Origin of the sequence: Brevibacillus nigriterrae, from assembly GCF_049846925.1 — a bacterium.
Lineage (GTDB): Bacteria > Bacillota > Bacilli > Brevibacillales > Brevibacillaceae > Brevibacillus_H.
The window spans coordinates 40,804-62,193 of sequence record NZ_JBNCMT010000031.1 but is presented as its reverse complement, the minus strand read 5'-3'; the positions used below and the strand labels follow the sequence as shown (position 1 = coordinate 62,193).

The following is a 21,390-nucleotide window of genomic DNA, read 5'->3' as shown; positions in this document are numbered from 1 at the left end:
TAGAAATTGCACGCTTTTGCGATCAATAAGCATGAAAATGGGCCGTCAGGAGTATATGTATGTCAAAGTCGAAAACAAAGTTTGTTTGTCAGGAGTGCGGGTATGAAAGTCCGAAGTGGTTAGGTAAATGCCCCGGATGTAATAATTGGAATACCTTAGTTGAAGAAATTCAGTCAAAACCGTCCGTGCACTCAGGATTTTCTAGTGCCGGTTCGGTAAAACAAGTTGCGCAACCACTCACTTCTGTGGAGAGCGATGAAGAACCTCGCTTGAATACGACAATGGATGAATTGAATCGTGTATTAGGTGGGGGGCTTGTTTCCGGTTCCTTAATTCTGGTTGGTGGAGATCCGGGTATCGGTAAGTCTACCTTGTTGTTACAAACCTCTGTAGCTATTGCTCATCAGGGCCATCGAGTGCTCTATATTTCCGGAGAAGAATCAGTAAAGCAGATCAAGCTCCGAGCGGATCGCTTAGGAGTCCAAACACCAAATTTGTACGTGGTTGCTGAGACGGATCTGGAGTTAATCGAACAGCAAATCACTAATGTGGCTCCGGTAGTAATGATTGTTGACTCTATTCAGACCGTTTACCACCCTACGATTACTTCTGCTGCTGGTAGTGTTGCGCAAGTTCGTGAAACAACTGCACATCTCATGCGTATTGCTAAAGGAAGAGGAATTGCTACCTTTATCGTCGGTCACGTGACCAAGGAGGGGGCTATCGCAGGGCCTCGTATGCTGGAGCATATGGTGGATGCCGTGTTGTATTTTGAAGGCGAGCGACACAATACGTTTCGCATCCTGAGAGCTGTGAAAAATCGCTTTGGCTCAACCAATGAAATCGGCATATTTGAGATGAAAGAACGTGGTCTGGCTGAAGTGGCCAATCCATCAGAAATTTTTCTGGCTGAACGACCAGTTGGTGTTGCTGGGTCTACCGTTGTTGCAAGCATTGAAGGAACTCGCCCTGTTTTAGTAGAGCTGCAAGCATTGGTTTCGCCTACCAGCTTTGTTACACCTCGCAGAATGGCTACTGGGGTAGAGCATCAACGGGTAGCAATGATTATGGCTGTTTTGGAAAAGCGAGTCGGGTTGATGTTGCAGAATCAAGATGCCTATGTGAATGTAGCAGGTGGCGTGAGACTGGATGAGCCTGCCATTGATTTGGCCATTGCCATCAGCATTGCAAGCAGTTTCCGTGATCAGCCGACCAATTCTCACGATGTAGTAATTGGTGAAATTGGTTTGACAGGTGAAGTTCGAGGGGTATCTAGAATTGAACAACGGATCAGAGAAGCAGAGAAGCTTGGGTTCAAACGAGTGATCATTCCTGAAAAAAATATCAGAGGAATTGAAGCGTTCACTGACATAGAGGTGATCGGAGTAAGATCTGTGGAGGAAGCCTTGCGTGAGGTTATGAGGGGGTGAACGGGGTGTTGGAAACGTTAAAAAAAGATACAAAACTGAGCGGTGTTCTGCGTTTCGTCGCTCCGGGCACACCTTTACGTGAAGGTTTAGAGAATATTTTGCGTGCGAAAACAGGAGCGTTAATCGTAGTTGGATATGGTTCCGAGATGAAAGGAATTGTTGACGGCGGATTTTCCATTAATTGTGAGTTTTCTCCAGCTAATTTATATGAATTAGCAAAGATGGATGGGGCGATTATAGTAAGTGAAGACGCCAAACGAATTCTCTATTCCAACACACAGCTCATTCCTGCTTCAACCATCTCTTCCAATGAGACAGGGACGAGACACAGGACCGCAGAGAGAACAGCGAAACAGACCAATCACCTGGTTATCGCCATCTCCCAAAGACGCAATGTCATTACCCTGTATCAGGGGAGTTTCCGTTATGTGCTCCGAGATATTGGTGTCATCCTGACAAAAGCAAACCAAGCCATTCAAACACTGGAAAAATACAAATCTGTACTTGACCAAGCATTAACGAATTTGGGCGCTCTTGAGTTTGAAGAACTAGTTACGATCCATGAAGTTGTTCTTGTCATGCAAAGAATCGAAATGGTCTTGAGAATTCGAGCAGAAATTATTAAGTTTATTAATGAGTTAGGAACAGAAGGCCGCCTGATCAGTATGCAGTTGAACGAATTGGTTGGGAACATTGAAGAAGAAGCAAAAATGTTGATTAGTGATTACTACAGGGACGGTAAAGTTGATCCCAAAGAGCTGTTGAAAGAACTGCAAAAAATGTCAGTCGAAGAGCTTCACCTGACAGAACCGATTATTTCGCTATTGGGCTACTCTGTCATTTCCAATCCATTGGAAGAACCGGTTTCCCCACGTGGTTATCGAATATTGAACAAGGTCACCCGTCTCCCGGCCGTCGTCATCTCCAATCTGGTTGAACACTTCAGGACGCTGCCTCAAATTATGATGGCAACCATTGAAGAACTGGATGAAGTAGACGGGATCGGAGAGGTTAGGGCCCGAGCAATAAAAGATGGGTTGCGCAGGATTCAGGAGCAGTTGTTCATTGACAGACACATATAGATTACACTAGTATTAAGGCATTATCCAAAATAGCGGTGAAAGCAGGAGGTACTTATGCTCGTAAAAGCATTGCCGAATATGCTGACTGTAGGCAATCTATTCTTAGGTATCGTAGCCATCATCCTTGCTTTTCAAGGAAATGAATACGTTGATTATGCTGCGATAACCGTCATCATCGGCATGTTGTTAGATGGTTTGGACGGGCGAGTAGCTCGTTTGTTAAATGCTCAAAGTGAGTTTGGTAAGGAACTGGATTCTCTATCCGATGTCATTACGTTTGGAGTCGCTCCTGCATTTATTATGTACGTCGTTACACTCCAACATCTTGATATTGCGGGAATCTTTATCACGGCTGTATTTCCAATCTGTGGTGCCCTGCGTCTGGCACGTTTTAATGTTCAGGCGGGAGTGCCAGGTTATTTTATTGGACTACCTATTACGGCTGCAGGTGGTGTTTTAGCCACGTTAGCGTTGTATCACAACTTTTTCCCAATTGGTGTATTGGCGATTGGAATGCTCCTTCTTGCTTTCCTGATGGTTTCCAAAGTGAAGTATCCGAACTTCAAGAAAGTAGGAATCCCTAAGGCGGCATACTGGATAACACCAATCATTGTGGCAATCGTTGTGATCGTAGCCATCAAATTCCCTCAACAGTTCCCGAAAATCGTATTCTTGCCATTGGCTTTGTACGCACTGTACGGAATAAAAAAAAACGTTGACTTTTTGATTAAAAAAACGAAAAAAGGGAACACCAGCGAAGATAAGACAATCCCGTTCGAATAGCAAAAATGAAACCCGCAGATGACCTCTGCGGGTTTGTTTTTTAATAAAATATTTTCTGTAATTTTTTGCAACCTTTGTACCGGTTGGTTCGTACTATTGGTATGCCCAACTTTTGTTTACGACATGTTAAAGACGCCCAACGTATTCAAACGCTTCTGTTCACTCTTTATCACTTCGTTCAGATTAATATCAACTGTATTGCAGAGTGCCGTTAAATAAAACAGATTTTTGCCGAGTTCGGCAACCAACACTTCCTGGCAATGCTCGCACAGTTTCCCATGTACATGGGTATCGAGCTGTGGACGATTTTCATTCAAGCTTTTGGCATTATCGTATGGTTGTTTTGTTCCAGAAACCTCGATACAACCACATTCTGTAACGGCTTTGGTTACTGCACGGTTCACACGAGCGGTTGATTCCTGGGTTTTGGAGATCACATCGAGAATGCTTCTGTGGCGGATTAACAAATCAGAAACTTGTTCTTGAAATTGGTCGAGTATCGTTTTATCCAATGAAATCACCTCGGAATAGGGATGTTTCAAGACGTTTTCAGAATCTTTTAACACCTTTCTGGATTTATTATACGGAGCGGATATTTGACCTGTCAAATTCAAAAATGTGGGTAAGGATTATCTATATTGACTGACATTTGAATAATATGTTAAAATCTTGTGCTCATTTGACATGCTAAAAAAATATTTGCTATAGTGAGGATTAAGTTACATGACACAAAAACGGTCATAACCGTTTTTGCTGACCGCATGCGGTCACATCCACTTTAATGAAAAACGTCGAGACGTTTTTCAGAAACAAATCATCTTTATGTAACAGGTTTTTTCTTGCGGTCTTCTGTCTATATTAATAAAAGGAGGTGAATCCATGCTAAACAGGGTTTTTCAAGTGTTTTTCGTAATTATTGGGGGCGGATTAGGATATACGTTTGGTCCTGATTTGTTCGAGCTTCTGAACTCCATGCTGAATTTTGGGGTGTTACCAGGAGTGGAGTATATTGGTGCTCTTCTAGGTGCATTGCTCTTTTTCGCAATGGCTAAATGGGTGGTTGATTACATCGTTGACACCGTTCATTGGGGCGAAGAAATGCTGTTGAAGCTGCCGATTGCAGACGTGATGTTTGGTGCGATGGGACTGATTATTGGACTTATCCCTGCTTTTTTATTATTCCTACCCATCAGCAGCCTTAAGATTCCGGTGATTAAAGACTTTTTGCCATTGATCGTATCGGTACTGCTTGGCTACTTAGGATTCCAGGTAGGTTTGCGCAAGCGTGATGAGATTATGGCGGTATTCTCCCTTGGCCGCAAAGACAAGGCAAAGAAAGAAGCAAGTGGTATCGCTTCGAATGTGGAGCACAAAATTCTTGATACGAGTGTGATTATTGACGGTCGTATTGCGGATATTTGCCGAACAGGGTTTATTGAGGGAGCTTTGGTCATTCCAGGTTTTGTTCTCGAGGAATTACAGCATATCGCTGACTCTTCCGATATCTTGAAGCGCAATCGTGGTCGTCGGGGTCTCGATATTTTGAACAAAATTCAAAAGGAACTTAAAGTGAAGGTGCAGATCTGGGAAGGTGACTTCGAAGATGTTGCTGAAGTTGACAGCAAACTGATCAAGTTGGCTAAAGTACTAAACGGCAAAGTCGTTACAAATGATTTTAACCTGAATAAGGTTTGTGAATTGCAGGGAGTTCAGGTTCTCAATATTAACGATTTAGCCAATGCAGTGAAACCAGTTGTATTGCCGGGTGAAGAGTTGACGGTTCAGGTGATCAAGGATGGTAAGGAATACGGCCAAGGTGTTGCTTATCTGGACGATGGAACAATGATCGTCGTTGAAGGTGGCCGTGATTATATTGGTTCTGACATCGAAGTGTTGGTAACAAGTGTATTGCAGACTTCGGCGGGTCGCATGATTTTTGCTAAGCCGAAGTTGCTTGAGAAAGCATTATAGAAAAGTGATTGCAGGAATGTGGAGAGGATTCGTGTGGATGTTGGGGTTGTAATCGTTGCGGCTGGGTCCGGCAAACGGATGGGAGCCAAGAGAAACAAGCTGTGGCTGGAGCTCGAAGGGAAAAGCATCCTGGCTCATACGGTTGAGCGATTCGTTACTCACCCGGAGATACAGGAAGTGATTCTGGTGGTTAGTGAACAGGATCAGGCAGCAGTGAGTCAATGGCTTGATACTGTCCCTTTCAAAGAGCAAGTAAAAGTTACACTCGGTGGGGCCGAACGACAGGACAGTGTTCGGGCTGGACTTGAGGTGTTGGATCATGCTACTCACTTTGTTCTGGTTCACGATGCGGCACGCCCATTTATTACTTCCGAGCAAATCAACGCGATTATTTCCAGGGTCCGTCAAGATAACGCAATTGTGTTGGCGGTACCTGTGAAAGATACGATAAAAGTTGTGAATCATGCTGGAATCGTCGAATCTACTCCTGCGCGTGAGAGCTTGTGGGCTATTCAGACCCCACAAGCTTTTCGCGTTTCACTGCTGCGGGAGGCTCACCAAAAGGCCTTACAGTCCGGACAGATCGGGACTGATGATGCCATGTTGGTAGAATGGCTAGGTGCCCCTGTATCTATTTTGCAGGGTAGCTACGAGAATATTAAAATTACGACTCCAGATGACTTGTGGTTTGGACAAGAGATTTTGCGGAAAAGAAGGGAGCAGGAGCGGTAGATGAGGATCGGGCAAGGATTTGACGTGCATCAATTGGTGGAAGGCAGACCGTTGATTATTGGCGGAGTAACCATTCCTTACGAAAAAGGGCTGCTTGGGCACTCCGATGCAGATGTGCTGCTGCATGCCATTACTGATGCGATTCTGGGCGCGATTGGAGAAGGGGATATTGGTCGTCACTTTCCTGACACAGATCCGGCATTTAAGGATGCGGACAGTCTGAAATTGCTTGTTCACGTATGGGGGCTTGTAAAGCAAAAAGGATACAAGCTGGGCAATGTGGATGCAACAATTATTGCACAAGCACCGAAGATGGCACCGCACATTCCACAGATGCGAGAGGTACTTGCCCAGGCATTGGAAGCAGATGATCTATCCCAAATCAATGTGAAGGCGACAACGACTGAAAAGCTTGGCTTCACTGGTCGTGGTGAAGGGATTGCTTCACAGGCTGTTTGTTTGCTTGTCAAGGGATGATACTGGGTGTATCATGGATGACATGAATTGTTAGAGATCGATAAGGAAGGTGTCAACATGGCAAATGAGTTTCGCTTGCGGTACGCTCCGAGTCCGACTGGGCACTTGCATATCGGAGGGGCACGTACGGCATTATTCAATTATTTGTATGCACGACGCAACGGTGGCAAGTTCATCGTGCGAATTGAAGATACAGACCAAACTCGCAACGTAGAGAATGCGGCTGAGAAACAAATGGAAAACCTCAAATGGCTCGGTGTTGAATGGGATGAGGGCGAGGATGTTGGTGGACCTTATGCGCCATACCGACAAATGGAACGCCTTGATATTTTCCGTAAATACATAGACCAGTTGTTAGAAGAAGGAAAAGCGTATTACTGTTACGCAACCAAAGAAGAACTGGATGCAGAGCGTGAAGAACAAATCGCTCGTGGAGAAACTCCTCGTATCTCCGAGAGACACCGTAATGTATCGGCTGAGCAAAAGGCTGAATACGAAGCGGAAGGTCGAGTCCCGGCTATCCATTTCCGTGTGCCGGATGATAAGAGCTACGTAGTTAACGACATTATTCGTGGACAAGTAACGTTTGATTCCAAAGAAATGGGAGACTTCGTGATCTGTCGACCAGATGGCATTCCGACGTATAACTTTGCGGTTGTTATCGATGATTACCTGATGAAGATCTCGCACGTAGTTCGCGGTGAAGAGCATCTTTCCAATACCCCGCGCCAGTTGATGATTTACGAAGCATTTGGCTGGGAGCCGCCGCAATTTGCTCACCTTGCCTTAATCTTGAACCAAGATGGCAAGAAAATGAGTAAGCGTGATGAAAGCATCATTCAATTCATTGAACAGTACCGTGATCTAGGCTTCTTGCCAGAAGCGATTGTGAACTTCCTTGTTTTATTAGGGTGGTCCCCAGGTGGAGAAGAAGAGATTTTCTCCAAAGAGAAGATTATTGATCTCTTCTCTCTTGAGCGAGTGAATAAATCACCTGCTGTATTTGATTCAACCAAGATGAACTGGATGAACAACCACTACATTAAACAAAAGCCGCTTGATGTGATTGTAGATATGTGTCTACCACATCTTCAAAAAGCAGGATTCGTTGAAGAAAACCCTTCTGCTGAAGAGTTGGAACGAGTTCGTGGAATCGTTGGTCTCTATCAGGAACAAATGTCCTACTGTGCACAAATTGTGCCGTTGTCAGCCCTTTTCTTCCTGGAAGAAGTGGTGTACGATGAAGAAGCGAAGGACGTTCTCAAGGAAGAGCAGGTTCCGGTTGTTCTCACTGCATTCAAGAATCACCTTGAAGCAGCACCAGAATATACTGTCGATACGATTAATGCAGCCTTGAAAGCTGTTCAAAAAGAAACAGGCCACAAGGGAAAAGCATTGTTCATGCCGGTTCGAGTTGCGATTACGGGTCAAATTCACGGCCGTGATTTGGGTCAATCGCTTTACTTGATTGGACGTGAACAAGTATTGAACCGTATTGATCGTGTAGTAAATAGCTAAGAAGATCAAATAGATCTAATTCAAAAAGGAGGACAAACAGAGCCTCGAAGTTCAAGGCGCCGTAGTACCGAGCAGCGGAGCGTAGGTAAGTCTACGTGAGCAGCGGAGGGGCAAGGTAACGCAGAAATTCGACAGCTATGTTTCCCGGACTTTTTGAATAACCTCTAACCATAGAATTCAGAAAGCTATGAACAGGAGAAGTACACAAGGGATTGTCCCTAGAGAGGATGACATGGGGTGGGAGTCATCTGTCACGAACTTGTGGAAATGCACCTGGGAGCTATCACCAGAAACAAGCGAATCAGTTGGTTGTCATTCGCGTGAAGTATGGTGTATCGGATACCCACCGTTACAGGGGTCAAAAGCGAAGTCGTACAACAAGTAATTGATGTAGACTTAAGCAGAGTGGAACCGCGGATAACACCGTCTCTGTTGCCTGTTCATAGGCAATGGAGGCGGTTTTTTACTTGGGGCGTCAAACTTTAAATCGGAAAGGCTTCAATGGACAGGGGGGCATTCTCATGTGGCGAGCTATCAAACAAGATATAGAAGCTGTAATGGAGCGAGATCCTGCAGCGCGCAGTGTTTTTGAAGTTGTAGTAACCTACTCGGGGCTTCATGCCATCTGGTGGCACCGAATTGCCCACAAGCTTTGGAAGAAAGAATGGTATACACTTGCCCGGATTGTTTCACAGACCTCCCGTTTCTTCACATTAATCGAGATCCATCCAGGGGCCACCATCGGAAACAAGTTATTCATCGACCACGGGGCAGGAGTAGTTATTGGGGAGACCTGTGAAATCGGAGACAATGTTACGATTTACCAAGGAGTCACTTTGGGTGGAACAGGTAAAGAAAAAGGAAAGCGGCACCCAACTGTCGGAGACAATGTAATTATCGCTTCAGGTGCCAAAGTGCTCGGGTCTTTTAAGATCGGTGATAACAGCAAAATTGGTGCAGGGTCGGTCGTTCTGCAAGAGGTACCACCTAATTCAACGGTAGTAGGTATTCCAGGGAAGATCGTGGTGCAGGATGGCAAACGGATAACCAATGATTTCGACCACTGTAATCTGCCGGATCCGATTGAAAATATGTTCCGTCAAATGCAACAGGAAATCGAAGGATTACGTCAGGAAGTAGCACAATTAAAGGAGGACCGAAAACAAAATGAGCATTCAGTTATATAACACTCTCACACGAAAGAAAGAACCATTCATTCCCCTCGAACCGGGTAAAGTAAAAATGTATGTTTGCGGTCCGACTGTCTATAATTACATTCACATTGGGAACGCACGTCCGGCGATTGTTTTTGATACGGTTAGACGCTATTTGCAATATCGCGGATTCGATGTTACTTTTGTGCAAAATATTACGGACGTTGATGATAAACTGATCAAAGTTGCCAATGCAGAAGGAACGACGGTACCAGAGGTAGCCAATCGCTACACGGATGCATACAACGCAGATTTGCGTTCCATCAATGTCATACCTCCCGATATTCAGCCACGCGTGATGCAGACGATTCCGGAAATCATCGAATTTGTCGAAGGGTTGATTGCAAAAGGGTACGCTTATGAAAGCGAAGGGGATGTGTATTTCCGCACGGGTGGCTTCAAAGAGTACGGCAAGCTTTCCCATCAGCCACTAGACGACCTGAAGGCTGGAGCTCGTATTGAAGTCAGCGAGAAAAAGGAAAGCCCACTCGACTTCGCCCTTTGGAAATCAGCAAAAGATGGTGAAATCGCATGGGATAGCCCATGGGGTGAGGGGCGTCCTGGCTGGCATATCGAGTGCTCGGCAATGGCACTGAAATTTCTTGGTGAGTCAATCGATATCCATGCAGGGGGTACCGATTTGGTGTTTCCCCATCATGAAAATGAGATTGCCCAGTCCGAGTGCTTTACAGGTAAACCGTTTGCGAGCTATTGGCTTCATAATGCCATGCTCAACATCAACAATGAAAAAATGTCCAAATCCAAAGGAAACTTCCTGTTATTAAAAGAACTGGCGGCACATTACGGTGGACAATTGATTCGCTTTTTCATGCTAACCGGTCATTATCGTGGGCCGATCAATTTCAGTGATGACTTGCTTGAACAGGCCGCAAACGGATTGGACCGCATAAAAACAGCTTTTGCTAATGTTAAGCATCGAATGGACACTGCTCGCGATGAGGAACCGAACGGGATCGCAGGTGAACAGGAGAAGACAATCATTAGCCTCAGAGAACGATTTATCGCAGAAATGGATGATGATTTCAACACAGCCAATGCCATTACGGTACTGTTCGATATCGCCAAAGAAGCAAATCTCTACCTGCGCAATGCAAATGTTGGGAAAGATCAATTGCAGGCATACCTCGCATTATTTTCGGAGATTGCCAATGTCCTCGGTATTTTCTTGGAAGAGGAAGGAAAAGATTTACTTGATGAAGAGATTGAGCAATTAATTGTGGAGCGTACAGAAGCTCGCAAGTCACGCAATTTTGCGAGAGCGGATGAAATCAGGGATTTGCTGTCAGATAAAGGCATTCTATTGGAGGATACGCCGCAAGGTATTCGCTGGCGTCGAAAATAAGGAGTTAGATTATGTTACGTGAAGATCAAGTGCGTGATCCCAAACAATCAAATCCACTGGTATGGGCGTTTCTTGGCGACGCTACCTATGCGCATTGTGTCCGCTATCATCTAATTGCTCGCGGGATGGTAAAGCCGAATCAGTTGCATAAAGAAGCCAATCGCTATGTGTCAGCAAAAGCGCAGGCGCAAGTTCTTCATGCAATCCTGCCTACACTGACAGAAGAAGAGCAATCAGTAGTGAAACGGGGGCGCAATGCCAAATCAGGATCTGTCGCCAAAAACGCAGATATCATTGATTATCGACATGCGACCGCTTTGGAAGCGTTAATCGGGTATTTATATCTGCAGGCGGAAGAGGAACGGATCGCCCAAATCATGCAGCAGGCATTTGAGATTGTGGAAGGAGCACGGCAAGTATGAGTGAAGAATGGATTGTTGGCAAGAACCCGGTAATCGAAGCTCTCCGTTCAGGGAGAACCATTAATAAAATATGGATCGCAGAAGGCGTAAACAAAAATCAGATGGGCCCAATTCTTGGGTTGGCCAAGGATCAGGGCGTGATCGTGACGACAGCCAATCGCAAAAAGCTGGACCAATTGACCGGAACAGACACGCATCAGGGTGTTATTGCTTCGGTTGCAGCCTATGACTATGTCGAGGTAGACGATATTTTAGCTCGTGCCAGTGAAAAGAATCAGGTGCCTTTCCTGCTGATTCTTGATGAGTTGGAGGACCCTCATAATTTGGGATCAATTTTGCGTACAGCCGATGCAGTTGGGGCGCATGGGGTGATTATTCCGAAGAGACGTTCCGTAAGCCTGACTGCTACAGTCGCCAAAGCATCTGCTGGAGCCATCGAATACGTGCCAGTTGCTCGTGTAACCAATATTGTAAGAACGATAGAAGATTTGAAAAAACAGGGAGTCTGGGTTGCGGGGACAGACGCCTCTGCCAAGCAGGATTTTCGTCAGGGAGATTTCACTATGCCGTTAGCACTTGTTATCGGTAGTGAAGGAAAGGGAATCAGTCGTCTGGTGCGGGACAACTGTGATTTCCTCTTCAGCCTGCCGATGGTAGGACAAGTTACCTCTTTGAATGCTTCTGTAGCAGCAGCTCTTCTCATGTATGAAGTGTATCGTGCGAGAAACCCCTTGGCGTCTACGGTGAAATGAAATGGCAAAAAAGAAGGCTAAACAGCTGTTGATTGTTGACGGTTACAATATCATCGGCGCTTGGCCTGATTTGCGTGTGCTGAAAGATCAGGATCGCATGGATGAAGCTCGTGATTTATTGATTTCCAAGCTTGCGGACTACCAAAGCTTCTCAGGAATCAAGGTTATGGTTGTTTTCGACGCCTATACAATCCCCGGTATAGGGCGAAAGCAGCACGACTATCAGATTGAGATTTTCTTTACCAAAGAAAAGGAAACCGCTGATGAGAGAATTGAGAAGCTTGTCCATGAATTTTACGAGAAAAATCGACAAATCTATGTGGCAACCTCCGATTATACGTCACAAAGGGTAATATTTGGACAGGGTGCATTGCGTAAATCAGCACGGGAGTTATTGTTAGACATAGAAAGTGCAGGGAAGGAAATTGTAGAAAAAGTAAAAGAAACAAATGAAAAACGCTATACCACGCGCATTGCTCTGAACGATGAAATAGCGAAAATATTCGAAAAATGGCGAAGGGAATAAGAGGCAGATCAGTTGACGCTTTTTTATGGGGTCATGTATAATTGTTGTATCTTGGCCGATTAGGGCTGAACGGGTTGAGGAACAGTTTTTTCCGTTCGAAAATGGAAAGTGAGTTGTCGGGGGGGATGAAGGTGAGTGTTGATCTCAAAGAGCAGCAGATAAAACAGCATACACAATATGACCTGATGTCCGATGAAGAAGTAGTCGACTTGGTAAGAGACAACGACGCCGAAGCCCTGGAGTACCTGATTAACAAATATAAGAATTTTGTACGGGCAAAAGCTCGTTCTTATTTTTTGATCGGTGCTGATCGGGAAGATATTGTACAAGAAGGCATGATCGGTCTGTACAAATCCATTCGTGATTTTCGAGGGGACAAGCTTACGTCGTTCAAAGCTTTTGCCGAATTATGTATTACTCGTCAGATAATTACAGCGATTAAGACAGCAACTCGTCAGAAACACATTCCGCTGAATTCTTATGTTTCGTTGGACAAGCCGATTTATGATGAAGATTCAGACCGAACCTTACTCGATGTGATTTGTGGAACCAAGGTGACTGATCCGGAAGAATTGTTCATCAATCGTGAAGAGTTCGACGATATTGAAGGGAAAATGAGCGAGATATTAAGTGATCTCGAGCGCCAAGTCCTCATGCTGTATCTGGATGGTCGTTCCTATCAGCAAATTGCAGTCGATCTGAAGCGTCACGTTAAGTCGATCGATAATGCCTTGCAACGTGTAAAGCGTAAGCTGGAAAAATATCTAGAAGGAAGAGAGATTAATCTGTAGACCAGAGCAATCTCTTTTTTTCTTTAGCTTATAGTTTCGTTATTTCTTCACAAAATCCTGTCTGAAATGAATTTTTTTTTGGAAGGAACAATAAATCTATAATTTGTCAAGGTGTTTTGTTGACACAAAAGTGTTGGTGTGTTAAATTATTTAGGTGGCCATAGAACCGTTTCTATGGTTACTTCTTATGAATCGACACGAAAAAAAGTAGCGGTTTTTTCTGTGTGGTTTGTTCTTTTCTTTTTTTAAATTAAGGTATGAGATGAGATGGAGGTGGCAATGATGCGAGTAAACATTACATTAGCGTGCACCGAATGCGGTGAGCGTAACTATATCTCCACCAAAAACAAACGTACGAATTCTGAGCGCATCGAGAAGAAGAAGTACTGCTCCCGTGACAAGAAGCATACTGTCCATCGTGAAACGAAGTAAAGATGGAAGCAACCAAGTCTGGGGGTGGCGTTATGGGTTTCCTTTCGAGAATTGGGTCCGGATTTCGCCGTACTGGTGAGTTCTTTGGTGATGTCTGGTCAGAGCTGAAGAAAGTTCGTTGGCCGAATCGAAAAGAGTTGACAAGCTATACACTTGTCGTGCTCGTTACGGTTTTCCTGCTTGCGATTTACTTCTATGCGATTGACTTAGGATTGTCTGCGTTGATCGATCTGATTTTAGGTAAGTAATATTCGAAACCTGGGAGGGACGGACGGATTATCGTCCTCGTGGATATGGAAAAAGCATGGTATGTAGTTCATACTTACTCTGGGTATGAAAACAAGGTGAAAACCAATTTGGAAAAACGTGTTGAATCGATGGGGATGGAAGATAAAATCTTCCGCGTCTTGGTTCCAACGGAAGAAGAAATTGAGACCAAAGACGGCAAGAAACGCACCGTCACGAAAAAAGTATTTCCAGGTTATGTCCTTGTTGAGATGGTGATGACCGACGATTCATGGTATGTCGTACGGAATACCCCTGGAGTGACTGGCTTTGTCGGATCCACAGGAGCCGGTTCTAAGCCGACAGCTTTGCTTCCTGGAGAAGCCGAAACGATTCTTCGCCAAATGGGCTTCGAAGCACCAAAAGTCAAAGTCGATTTTGCTCTGCGTGATATGGTCCGTGTAAAAGAAGGTCCGTTTGCTGGCCGTTCCGGACAAATTACCGAGATTCAACCAGACAAGCAAAAAGTACGCGTATTAGTCGATATCTTCGGGCGTGAAACGCCAGTTGAATTAGACTTTACGCAAATTGATAAATTGGATTAGGATTCAACTTGAAAAATATCAGTTGATATGATAAATTTCATTTTGTTTCTGGAATCCGCATTCAGTGTGCGGTTCCCTTAACTCTCACTAGATGATAGAAGTCTTACATAGACTTTCTGATAAAGGTGGGAGGGGGTATACCCCCGCATAACCACATTCGATGAAGGAGGTGTCTTACGTGGCTAAGAAGGTTATCCGCGTAATTAAATTACAAATTCCAGCAGGTAAAGCGAATCCTGCACCTCCAGTAGGTCCGGCTCTCGGTCAAGCTGGTGTTAACATCATGGGCTTCTGCAAGGAGTTCAACGCTCGTACTGAAAGCGAAGTTGGCATGATCATTCCAGTAGAAATTACTGTATTTGAAGATCGTTCCTTCACTTTCATTACGAAAACTCCTCCAGCTGCAATTCTTTTGAAGAAAGCTGCTGGTATTGAGTCTGGTTCTGGTGTACCGAACAAGACTAAAGTTGCAACTTTGAAGCGTGATAAAGTTCGCGAAATCGCTGAATTGAAGCGTCCTGACCTGAATGCAGCATCTGTTGAAGCAGCTATGCGCATGGTTGAAGGTACTGCTCGTTCTATGGGTATCGTGATCGAAGACTAATTGTCTGTTGTTGACAGGTGTACACGAGTTTGTACGCCTGTTCTGTGGGAGGATTAAACCGCTACGACCACATTGAAAGGGAGATGCACAACATGCCGAAACACGGTAAAAAGTATCAAGAGTCTCAAAAGCTTGTTGATAAAAACAAAGTTTACGAAGTGAGCGAAGGCGTTAACCTCGTTAAACAAACTGCAAAAGCTAAATTCGACGAAACTGTTGAAGTAGCATTCCGTTTGGGTGTAGACCCTAAACGTGCTGACCAACAAATCCGTGGTGCAGTTGTATTGCCGCACGGTACTGGTAAAGTACAACGCGTTCTCGTTTTCGCAAAAGGCGAGAAAGCAAAAGAAGCAGAAGCAGCTGGTGCTGACTTCGTAGGCGATGCAGACATGATCGCTAAAATCCAAGGTGGCTGGTTCGACTTTGACGTTGTAGTAGCTACACCTGACATGATGGGTGAAGTAGGTAAATTGGGTCGTGTACTCGGTCCTAAAGGCCTTATGCCAAACCCGAAAACTGGAACCGTTACTTTCGATGTAACCAAAGCTGTGAATGAAATCAAAGCTGGTAAAATCGAGTATCGTGTTGACAAAGCTGGTAACATCCACGCTCCTATCGGTAAAGTATCCTTTGATGCTGACAAATTGGTAGAAAACCTTGCTGCATTGACTGAAGCACTTAACCGTGCAAAACCAGCAGCAGCAAAAGGTGTTTACATGAAAAACGTTTCTATCAGCTCTACGATGGGACCTGGTGTACGCGTAGCTGTTAAATAATGGCGTTTGACTTCCTAAGAGGAAGTTGATATAATATAGCCTGTTGATGAAATTTGAATATGCTTTGCCGTAGACAGAAGGTGTTGAGTCTCGTAGGAGAATCAACTTAAAATCCCTCCGAGGCTCATTGATAGAAGGTAAGAGTTTTACTCTTAATCGGATTATTAATGCCCTCGAGGATATATGTCTCGAGGGCATTTTCAGTTCCAGGATTTAAAGCACGGGAGGTGTAACAATGGCAGAAATTCGTCCAACCGTAATTCGTGAAGAGAAAGTTCAAGTTATTAGCGCTATCGCAACTAAATTGCGTGAAAGTCAAACAACAGTTGTTGCTGACTATCGTGGTTTGACAGTAGCTCAAGTTACTGAACTTCGTAGCCAATTGCGCGCAGCAGGTGTTGAGTTCAAAGTTTACAAAAACTCTTTGGCTCGCCTCGCTACTGCACAAGAAGGATTGTCTGAATTAGACCAATATCTTCTTGGACCAAACGCAATTGCTACTTGCAAAGACGATTTAATCGCTCCTGCGAAAATCTTGTCCGACTTTGCTAAAAAGAACGACAAGCTTGAAATCAAAGGTGGCGTTATCGAAGGTAAAGTTGTAGGTGCGGCTGAAATCCAAACACTTGCTTCTCTACCATCTCGCGAAGGCTTGTTGTCCATGCTTCTTTCCGTACTTCAAGCACCAGTTCGCAACTTCGCCCTTGCTGTTAAAGCTGTGGCAGAACAAAAAGAAGGCCAAGGCGCCTAATCTCTATATTCGAATAGGAGGATTACAAAATGAGCAAAGAGCAAATCTTAGAAGCCATTAAAGGTATGTCCGTTCTTGAATTGAACGATCTTGTAAAAGCAATCGAAGAGGAATTCGGTGTTACTGCTGCTGCTCCTGTAGCTGTAATGGCTGGTGGCGCTGCTGAAGCTGCTGCTGAGCAAACTGAGTTCACTGTTAACCTCGTTAGCGGTGGAGCTTCCAAAATCAACGTTATCAAAGTTGTTCGCGAACTTACTGGCCTCGGCTTGAAAGAAGCGAAAGACCTTGTTGACAACGCTCCTAAAACACTCAAAGAAGGCGTTTCTAAAGATGAAGCAGAAGCACTTAAAGCTAAGCTTGAAGAAGCTGGCGCATCTGTTGAAGTTAAGTAATTCGCCTTTCTATAAGAAGAAATTCCCCTTGCCGTATGGCAGGGGGTTTCTTTCTATCCTCTAGCAACTTCCGAATGAAAGGTGTGTTCATCTTGACTGATCACTACTACACCAATCGTCCTGAAACTCCCCATGACTATCAGAAATTTACATTTACCCTGCGTGATCACACACTTCAATTTGTTACTGACTCGGGGGTATTTTCTCGCGATCGCATTGATTTCGGCAGTGTTTTATTAATTGAAACAATGGAATTAAAGCAAGATGCCAAAGTGCTTGATGTCGGTTGTGGTTATGGTCCAATTGGGCTTACAGCAGCAAAGGTAGCGAATCAAGGGCATGTTACGATGATTGATGTCAACGAACGTGCGATAGCCCTTGCGCGAGAAAATGCAGAAAAGAATCAGATCCGAAATGTAGAATTTCTCGTCAGTGATGTGTATGAAGCGGTGAAGGGTAGACAATTTGATGTTATTTTAACGAACCCTCCCATTCGAGCGGGTAAGGAAGTAGTCCATCGAATTTTTACGGAAGGCTTCGAGCTTTTGACAGATGGCGGAGAAATGTGGGTTGTTATTCAGAAAAAACAAGGTGCACCTTCTGCATTGAAAAAGTTACAAGAAGTATACCGTGAAGTAGAGGAAGTAGAACGCAGCAAAGGTTATTCTATTTTTAGGGCAATTAAGTAAAAAAATCTAATTCTTCTCTTGACGTTGAAATTCGCTTGTGATAGCATTATAAAATGTCAATATGGGTTCATTGTCTAATTTAAGAAATTCCTGTTTTGTCAACCGTTTTTTTCTTCTTGTGAATGTGCCTGATTACCAAGGCTTTTTCATAAAAGGAACGAATGCAGGTGTAAAAAAATGGGAATTCTTTTAGAATAGAGATTTATTTGCTTAAAAATGAGGTTACTGACATAACCCATTTTTATTTTTGTGTGAAAAACTTTGTGTGTAGTAACACAAACATGAGGGGTGAATGAGTTGGCAGGTAAACTGATTCAAAGCGGCAGACACCGCCAGCGTCGTACGTATTCTCGTATTAACGAAGTGTTGGGTCTACCAAATCTAATTGAGATTCAGCAAAAATCCTACCAATGGTTTTTAGACGAGGGTCTTCGCGAGATGTTCCAAGATATTTCGCCAATTCAAGACTTTACTGGAAACCTTGTTTTGGAGTTCATCGACTATAGTCTGGGTGAACCCAAGTACGATGTAGACGAATCTAAAGAGCGCGATGTTACATACGCTGCTCCTCTTCGTGTTAAAGTCCGTCTGTTTAACAAAGAGACTGGCGAAGTGAAGGAACAGGAAGTCTTCATGGGGGATTTCCCGCTGATGACAGAAACAGGAACCTTCATTATTAACGGGGCAGAGCGCGTTATTGTAAGTCAGCTTGTTCGTTCCCCTAGCGTTTACTATAACACGAAAGTAGATAAGAACGGGAAGCAGACGTTTTCTGCAACCGTGATTCCGAACCGTGGTGCATGGCTAGAGTTGGAAACAGATGCTAAAGATATTATCTACGTTCGTATTGACCGTACCCGTAAAATTCCGGTTACTGTCTTGCTTCGTGCTCTCGGATTTGGTTCAGATGTTGATATCCTGAATCTGTTGGGAGAAGATGAGTTCGTCAAGAATTCACTCGAAAAAGACAACACGGATTCTACCGAGAAGGCTTTAATTGAAATCTATGAGCGCCTTCGTCCAGGTGAACCGCCAACGGTTGAAAATGCGAAGAGCTTGCTCGTATCTCGCTTCTTCGATCCAAAGCGCTATGACCTTGCATCTGTAGGTCGCTACAAAATGAACAAAAAGCTCCATATTAAAAATAGATTGTATAACCAACGTTTGGCTGAAACATTGGTTGACCCGCGCACAGGTGAAATTATCGCTGAAGCTGGTCAAATGATTGATCGCCGCATGTTGGATCGTATTCTTCCTGCTCTGGAAGAGAGTGTTGGATACATTGATGTTCGCACTCATGGTGGAGTATTGGAAGAGGACACAATCCGCTTGCAATCCATCAGCATTTTCTCTCCAACCGAAGAAGGCAAGGTTATTAAAGTTATTGGTAACGGTCAAATCGACAAGAATGTCAAGCACATTACTCCTGCCGATATCGTTTCTTCTATTAACTATTTCATTGACCTTCTGCACGGTGTAGGAACAACGGACGATATTGACCATCTTGGTAATCGTCGTCTTCGTTCTGTTGGTGAGCTGTTGCAAAACCAATTCCGTATTGGTTTGTCCCGTATGGAGCGCGTAGTTCGTGAGCGTATGTCCATTCAGGATCAAAACCAAATTACACCACAGGCTTTGATTAACATTCGTCCAGTAATTGCAGCAATCAAGGAGTTCTTCGGTAGCTCCCAGTTGTCTCAGTTCATGGATCAGACGAATCCGCTGGCAGAGCTTACGCATAAGCGTCGTCTTTCTGCACTCGGTCCTGGTGGTTTGACTCGTGAGCGCGCTGGTTTCGAAGTGCGCGACGTTCACCACTCTCACTATGGTCGTATGTGTCCGATCGAGACGCCAGAGGGTCCAAACATCGGTTTGATTAACTCTCTGTCTTCCTTTGCACGTATTAACGATTATGGCTTCATCGAAACTCCTCGTCGTCGTGTCGATGCGGAGACCGGTCGAGTACTGCTTGATATCGATTATCTGACTGCGGATGAAGAAGATGTATATAACGTTGCACAGGCAAATCAACCATTGGATGATGAAGGCTTCTTCGTGAACGAAATGGTAATTTGCCGTCGTAAAGGTGACATCTTGAACATCCCACGCGACAAAGTTGACTTTATGGACGTTTCTCCAAAACAAGTTGTTTCCGTTGCGACAGCGCTCATCCCATTCTTGGAAAATGACGACGCCAACCGTGCCCTCATGGGATCAAACATGCAGCGTCAAGCGGTTCCGCTCTTGATTCCACAGGCGCCGTTTGTTGGTACAGGAATGGAGCATAAAGCAGCGCAAGATTCTGGTGTTGCTGTTGTTGCGAAATGGCCGGGTCAAGTTGAGCGTGTGACTGCACGTGAAATCTGGATTCGTCGTTACAAGGAAATCGATGGTCGCAAAGTAGCTGGTGATATGGACAAATATAAACTTCATAAGTTTATCCGTTCCAACCAGGGCACTTGCATCAACCAGCGCCCGATTGTAAGCAAAGGCGATTGGATTGAACCAGGCGATATTATCGGTGACGGACCATCTACTGAGAAGGGCGAATTGGCTCTTGGACGTAACGTAATTGTTGCCTTCATGACATGGGAAGGTTACAACTACGAGGATGCGATCCTGCTGAGTGAAAAATTGGTTAAAGATGATGTGTATACATCTATCCATATCGAAGAATATGAGTCTGAAGCACGTGATACGAAGCTCGGTCCTGAAGAAATCACTCGTGACATTCCAAACGTGGGTGAAGATGCTCTGAAGAACCTGGATGAGCGTGGAATTATTCGTGTCGGTGCGGAAATTCAAGACGGCGATATTCTTGTAGGAAAAGTTACTCCTAAAGGTGTAACGGAATTGACTGCCGAAGAGCGTCTCTTGCATGCCATCTTTGGTGAGAAAGCTCGTGAAGTACGTGATACTTCCCTTCGTGTTCCACACGGTGGTTCCGGTATTATCGTCGATGTAAAAGTGTTCACTCGCGAAAACGGGGATGAATTGCCTCCGGGTGTAAACCAACTCGTTCGCGTATATATTGCTCAAAAACGCAAGATCTCTGTGGGTGACAAAATGGCGGGACGCCACGGTAACAAAGGGGTTATTGCCCGTATCATGCCGGAAGAAGACATGCCATTCTTGCCAGACGGTTCTCCAGTTGAAATCGTACTGAACCCACTGGGCGTACCATCTCGTATGAACATCGGTCAGGTTCTCGAAACTCACTTGGGTATGGCTGCGAAAATGCTTGGAATCCATGTTGCGACACCAGTATTTGACGGTGCTCGTCAGGAAGACGTATTCAAGACGCTGGATGAAGCCGGCCTAGACCGTGATGGTAAAACCATCCTGTTCGACGGTCGCACAGGAGAGCCATTTGATCGTCGTGTAACGGTTGGTTGCGTTTATATGCTGAAACTGGCTCACTTGGTTGACGATAAGATTCATGCACGTTCCACTGGTCCATACTCTCTCGTTACACAACAGCCGTTGGGTGGTAAAGCTCAATTCGGTGGACAACGTTTCGGGGAGATGGAGGTTTGGGCGCTGGAAGCATACGGTGCTGCATATACACTCCAAGAGATTCTGACTGTCAAATCCGACGACGTGGTCGGTCGTGTGAAGACATACGAAGCAATTGTCAAAGGGGAGAACGTACCAGAACCAGGTGTTCCTGAATCATTCAAGGTATTGATTAAGGAATTGCAAAGCTTGGGTATGGATGTGAAGATCCTCTCTGGTGACGAGCAGGAAATCGAAATGCGAGAAATCGACGACGAGGATGAAGGAACAGGCGAAAAACTGAATCTCGTGCTCGAAGGCGGCGGCGTGGAAGAAGAGTAAGATTCCGGTACAAAGGGA

General features: G+C 44.7%; 23 protein-coding genes and 2 other annotated features. Of the genes, 22 read left to right on the top strand and 1 reads right to left on the bottom strand.

Going from position 1 to position 21,390, the window contains the following annotated elements:
- Window positions 1-59: 59 nt before the first annotated feature.
- Genes radA through pssA form a run of 3 tightly spaced genes read left to right on the top strand, consistent with a single transcriptional unit; the run spans window position 60 to window position 3,295 of the window.
- Entirely contained in the window at window positions 60-1,430 is a 1,371-nt protein-coding gene (gene radA, locus ACPW7N_RS20440; protein WP_425653073.1) for a DNA repair protein RadA, read from the top strand.
- A 5-nt stretch (window positions 1,431-1,435) separates the two neighbouring features.
- Complete coding sequence (gene disA / locus ACPW7N_RS20435) at window positions 1,436-2,512, top strand: DNA integrity scanning diadenylate cyclase DisA (RefSeq protein WP_425653072.1); 1,077 nt, start codon at window positions 1,436-1,438, stop codon at window positions 2,510-2,512.
- A 54-nt stretch (window positions 2,513-2,566) separates the two neighbouring features.
- Window positions 2,567-3,295: a CDP-diacylglycerol--serine O-phosphatidyltransferase gene (gene pssA, locus ACPW7N_RS20430; RefSeq protein ID WP_425653070.1), complete on the top strand. Its 729-nt coding sequence runs from the start codon at window positions 2,567-2,569 to the stop codon at window positions 3,293-3,295.
- Between the two features lie 116 nt (window positions 3,296-3,411).
- Here pssA and ACPW7N_RS20425 read toward each other — a convergent pair whose 3' ends face one another.
- A complete protein-coding gene (locus ACPW7N_RS20425; protein ID WP_425653068.1) occupies window positions 3,412-3,807 on the bottom strand; it encodes a nucleoside triphosphate pyrophosphohydrolase family protein in 396 nt (131 codons plus the stop codon).
- A gap of 367 nt (window positions 3,808-4,174) precedes the next feature.
- On the opposite strand from ACPW7N_RS20425, the gene ACPW7N_RS20420 reads away from it, so the two are divergent.
- From ACPW7N_RS20420 to rpoB, 19 genes are all read left to right on the top strand, one after another.
- Window positions 4,175-5,266, top strand: a complete 1,092-nt coding sequence (locus tag ACPW7N_RS20420; RefSeq protein ID WP_425653066.1) for a PIN/TRAM domain-containing protein — start codon at window positions 4,175-4,177, stop codon at window positions 5,264-5,266.
- A 33-nt stretch (window positions 5,267-5,299) separates the two neighbouring features.
- Complete coding sequence (gene ispD, locus ACPW7N_RS20415) at window positions 5,300-5,998, top strand: 2-C-methyl-D-erythritol 4-phosphate cytidylyltransferase (RefSeq protein WP_425653064.1); 699 nt, start codon at window positions 5,300-5,302, stop codon at window positions 5,996-5,998.
- Complete coding sequence (ispF, locus tag ACPW7N_RS20410; protein ID WP_425653062.1) at window positions 5,999-6,475, top strand: 2-C-methyl-D-erythritol 2,4-cyclodiphosphate synthase; 477 nt, start codon at window positions 5,999-6,001, stop codon at window positions 6,473-6,475. It abuts the gene before it with no gap.
- A 57-nt stretch (window positions 6,476-6,532) separates the two neighbouring features.
- The gene (gene gltX, locus ACPW7N_RS20405; RefSeq protein ID WP_425653060.1) at window positions 6,533-7,993 is read left to right on the top strand and encodes a glutamate--tRNA ligase; all 1,461 of its coding nucleotides are present in this window, start codon (window positions 6,533-6,535) and stop codon (window positions 7,991-7,993) included.
- Window positions 7,994-8,171: 178 nt separating this feature from the next.
- Window positions 8,172-8,427 (top strand) — a binding site (T-box leader).
- 87 nt (window positions 8,428-8,514) lie between these two features.
- Window positions 8,515-9,180, top strand: coding sequence for a serine O-acetyltransferase (gene cysE, locus ACPW7N_RS20400; RefSeq protein ID WP_425653058.1), 666 nt, complete (start codon window positions 8,515-8,517; stop codon window positions 9,178-9,180).
- Entirely contained in the window at window positions 9,161-10,570 is a 1,410-nt protein-coding gene (gene cysS, locus ACPW7N_RS20395; RefSeq protein ID WP_425653056.1) for a cysteine--tRNA ligase, read from the top strand. The genes cysE and cysS overlap by 20 nt, the downstream gene beginning before the upstream one ends.
- Window positions 10,571-10,581: 11 nt before the next feature.
- Window positions 10,582-10,992 carry a Mini-ribonuclease 3 gene (locus tag ACPW7N_RS20390; protein ID WP_425653055.1) on the top strand — a complete coding sequence of 137 codons (411 nt, stop codon included), beginning with the start codon at window positions 10,582-10,584 and terminating at the stop codon, window positions 10,990-10,992.
- Window positions 10,989-11,744: a 23S rRNA (guanosine(2251)-2'-O)-methyltransferase RlmB gene (rlmB, locus tag ACPW7N_RS20385; protein ID WP_425653053.1), complete on the top strand. Its 756-nt coding sequence runs from the start codon at window positions 10,989-10,991 to the stop codon at window positions 11,742-11,744. The genes ACPW7N_RS20390 and rlmB overlap by 4 nt, the downstream gene beginning before the upstream one ends.
- A gap of 1 nt (window position 11,745) precedes the next feature.
- Window positions 11,746-12,270, top strand: a complete 525-nt coding sequence (locus ACPW7N_RS20380; RefSeq protein WP_425653052.1) for an NYN domain-containing protein — start codon at window positions 11,746-11,748, stop codon at window positions 12,268-12,270.
- Between the two features lie 131 nt (window positions 12,271-12,401).
- The gene (gene sigH, locus ACPW7N_RS20375) at window positions 12,402-13,061 is read left to right on the top strand and encodes an RNA polymerase sporulation sigma factor SigH (protein WP_425653050.1); all 660 of its coding nucleotides are present in this window, start codon (window positions 12,402-12,404) and stop codon (window positions 13,059-13,061) included.
- A gap of 279 nt (window positions 13,062-13,340) precedes the next feature.
- Entirely contained in the window at window positions 13,341-13,493 is a 153-nt protein-coding gene (gene rpmG / locus ACPW7N_RS20370) for a 50S ribosomal protein L33 (protein ID WP_425653049.1), read from the top strand.
- A 32-nt stretch (window positions 13,494-13,525) separates the two neighbouring features.
- Window positions 13,526-13,741, top strand: coding sequence for a preprotein translocase subunit SecE (gene secE, locus ACPW7N_RS20365; protein ID WP_425653047.1), 216 nt, complete (start codon window positions 13,526-13,528; stop codon window positions 13,739-13,741).
- Between the two features lie 45 nt (window positions 13,742-13,786).
- Window positions 13,787-14,323, top strand: a complete 537-nt coding sequence (gene nusG / locus ACPW7N_RS20360) for a transcription termination/antitermination protein NusG (RefSeq protein ID WP_425653082.1) — start codon at window positions 13,787-13,789, stop codon at window positions 14,321-14,323.
- Window positions 14,324-14,501: 178 nt separating this feature from the next.
- A complete protein-coding gene (rplK, locus tag ACPW7N_RS20355) occupies window positions 14,502-14,927 on the top strand; it encodes a 50S ribosomal protein L11 (protein ID WP_007716214.1) in 426 nt (141 codons plus the stop codon).
- Window positions 14,928-15,019: 92 nt separating this feature from the next.
- The gene (gene rplA, locus ACPW7N_RS20350) at window positions 15,020-15,703 is read left to right on the top strand and encodes a 50S ribosomal protein L1 (protein WP_425653046.1); all 684 of its coding nucleotides are present in this window, start codon (window positions 15,020-15,022) and stop codon (window positions 15,701-15,703) included.
- Between the two features lie 49 nt (window positions 15,704-15,752).
- Window positions 15,753-15,914 (top strand) — a sequence feature (ribosomal protein L10 leader region).
- A 24-nt stretch (window positions 15,915-15,938) separates the two neighbouring features.
- Window positions 15,939-16,454 (top strand): 50S ribosomal protein L10, encoded by a 516-nt coding sequence (gene rplJ, locus ACPW7N_RS20345; protein WP_425653044.1) that lies wholly within the window; start codon window positions 15,939-15,941, stop codon window positions 16,452-16,454.
- Window positions 16,455-16,483: 29 nt separating this feature from the next.
- Window positions 16,484-16,846: a 50S ribosomal protein L7/L12 gene (gene rplL / locus ACPW7N_RS20340; protein ID WP_425653043.1), complete on the top strand. Its 363-nt coding sequence runs from the start codon at window positions 16,484-16,486 to the stop codon at window positions 16,844-16,846.
- Window positions 16,847-16,938: 92 nt separating this feature from the next.
- On the top strand, window positions 16,939-17,535 hold the full coding sequence (locus tag ACPW7N_RS20335) for a class I SAM-dependent methyltransferase (protein WP_425653041.1): 597 nt from the start codon (window positions 16,939-16,941) through the stop codon (window positions 17,533-17,535).
- Between the two features lie 297 nt (window positions 17,536-17,832).
- Window positions 17,833-21,372, top strand: a complete 3,540-nt coding sequence (gene rpoB, locus ACPW7N_RS20330; RefSeq protein WP_425653040.1) for a DNA-directed RNA polymerase subunit beta — start codon at window positions 17,833-17,835, stop codon at window positions 21,370-21,372.
- Window positions 21,373-21,390 lie beyond the last annotated feature (18 nt).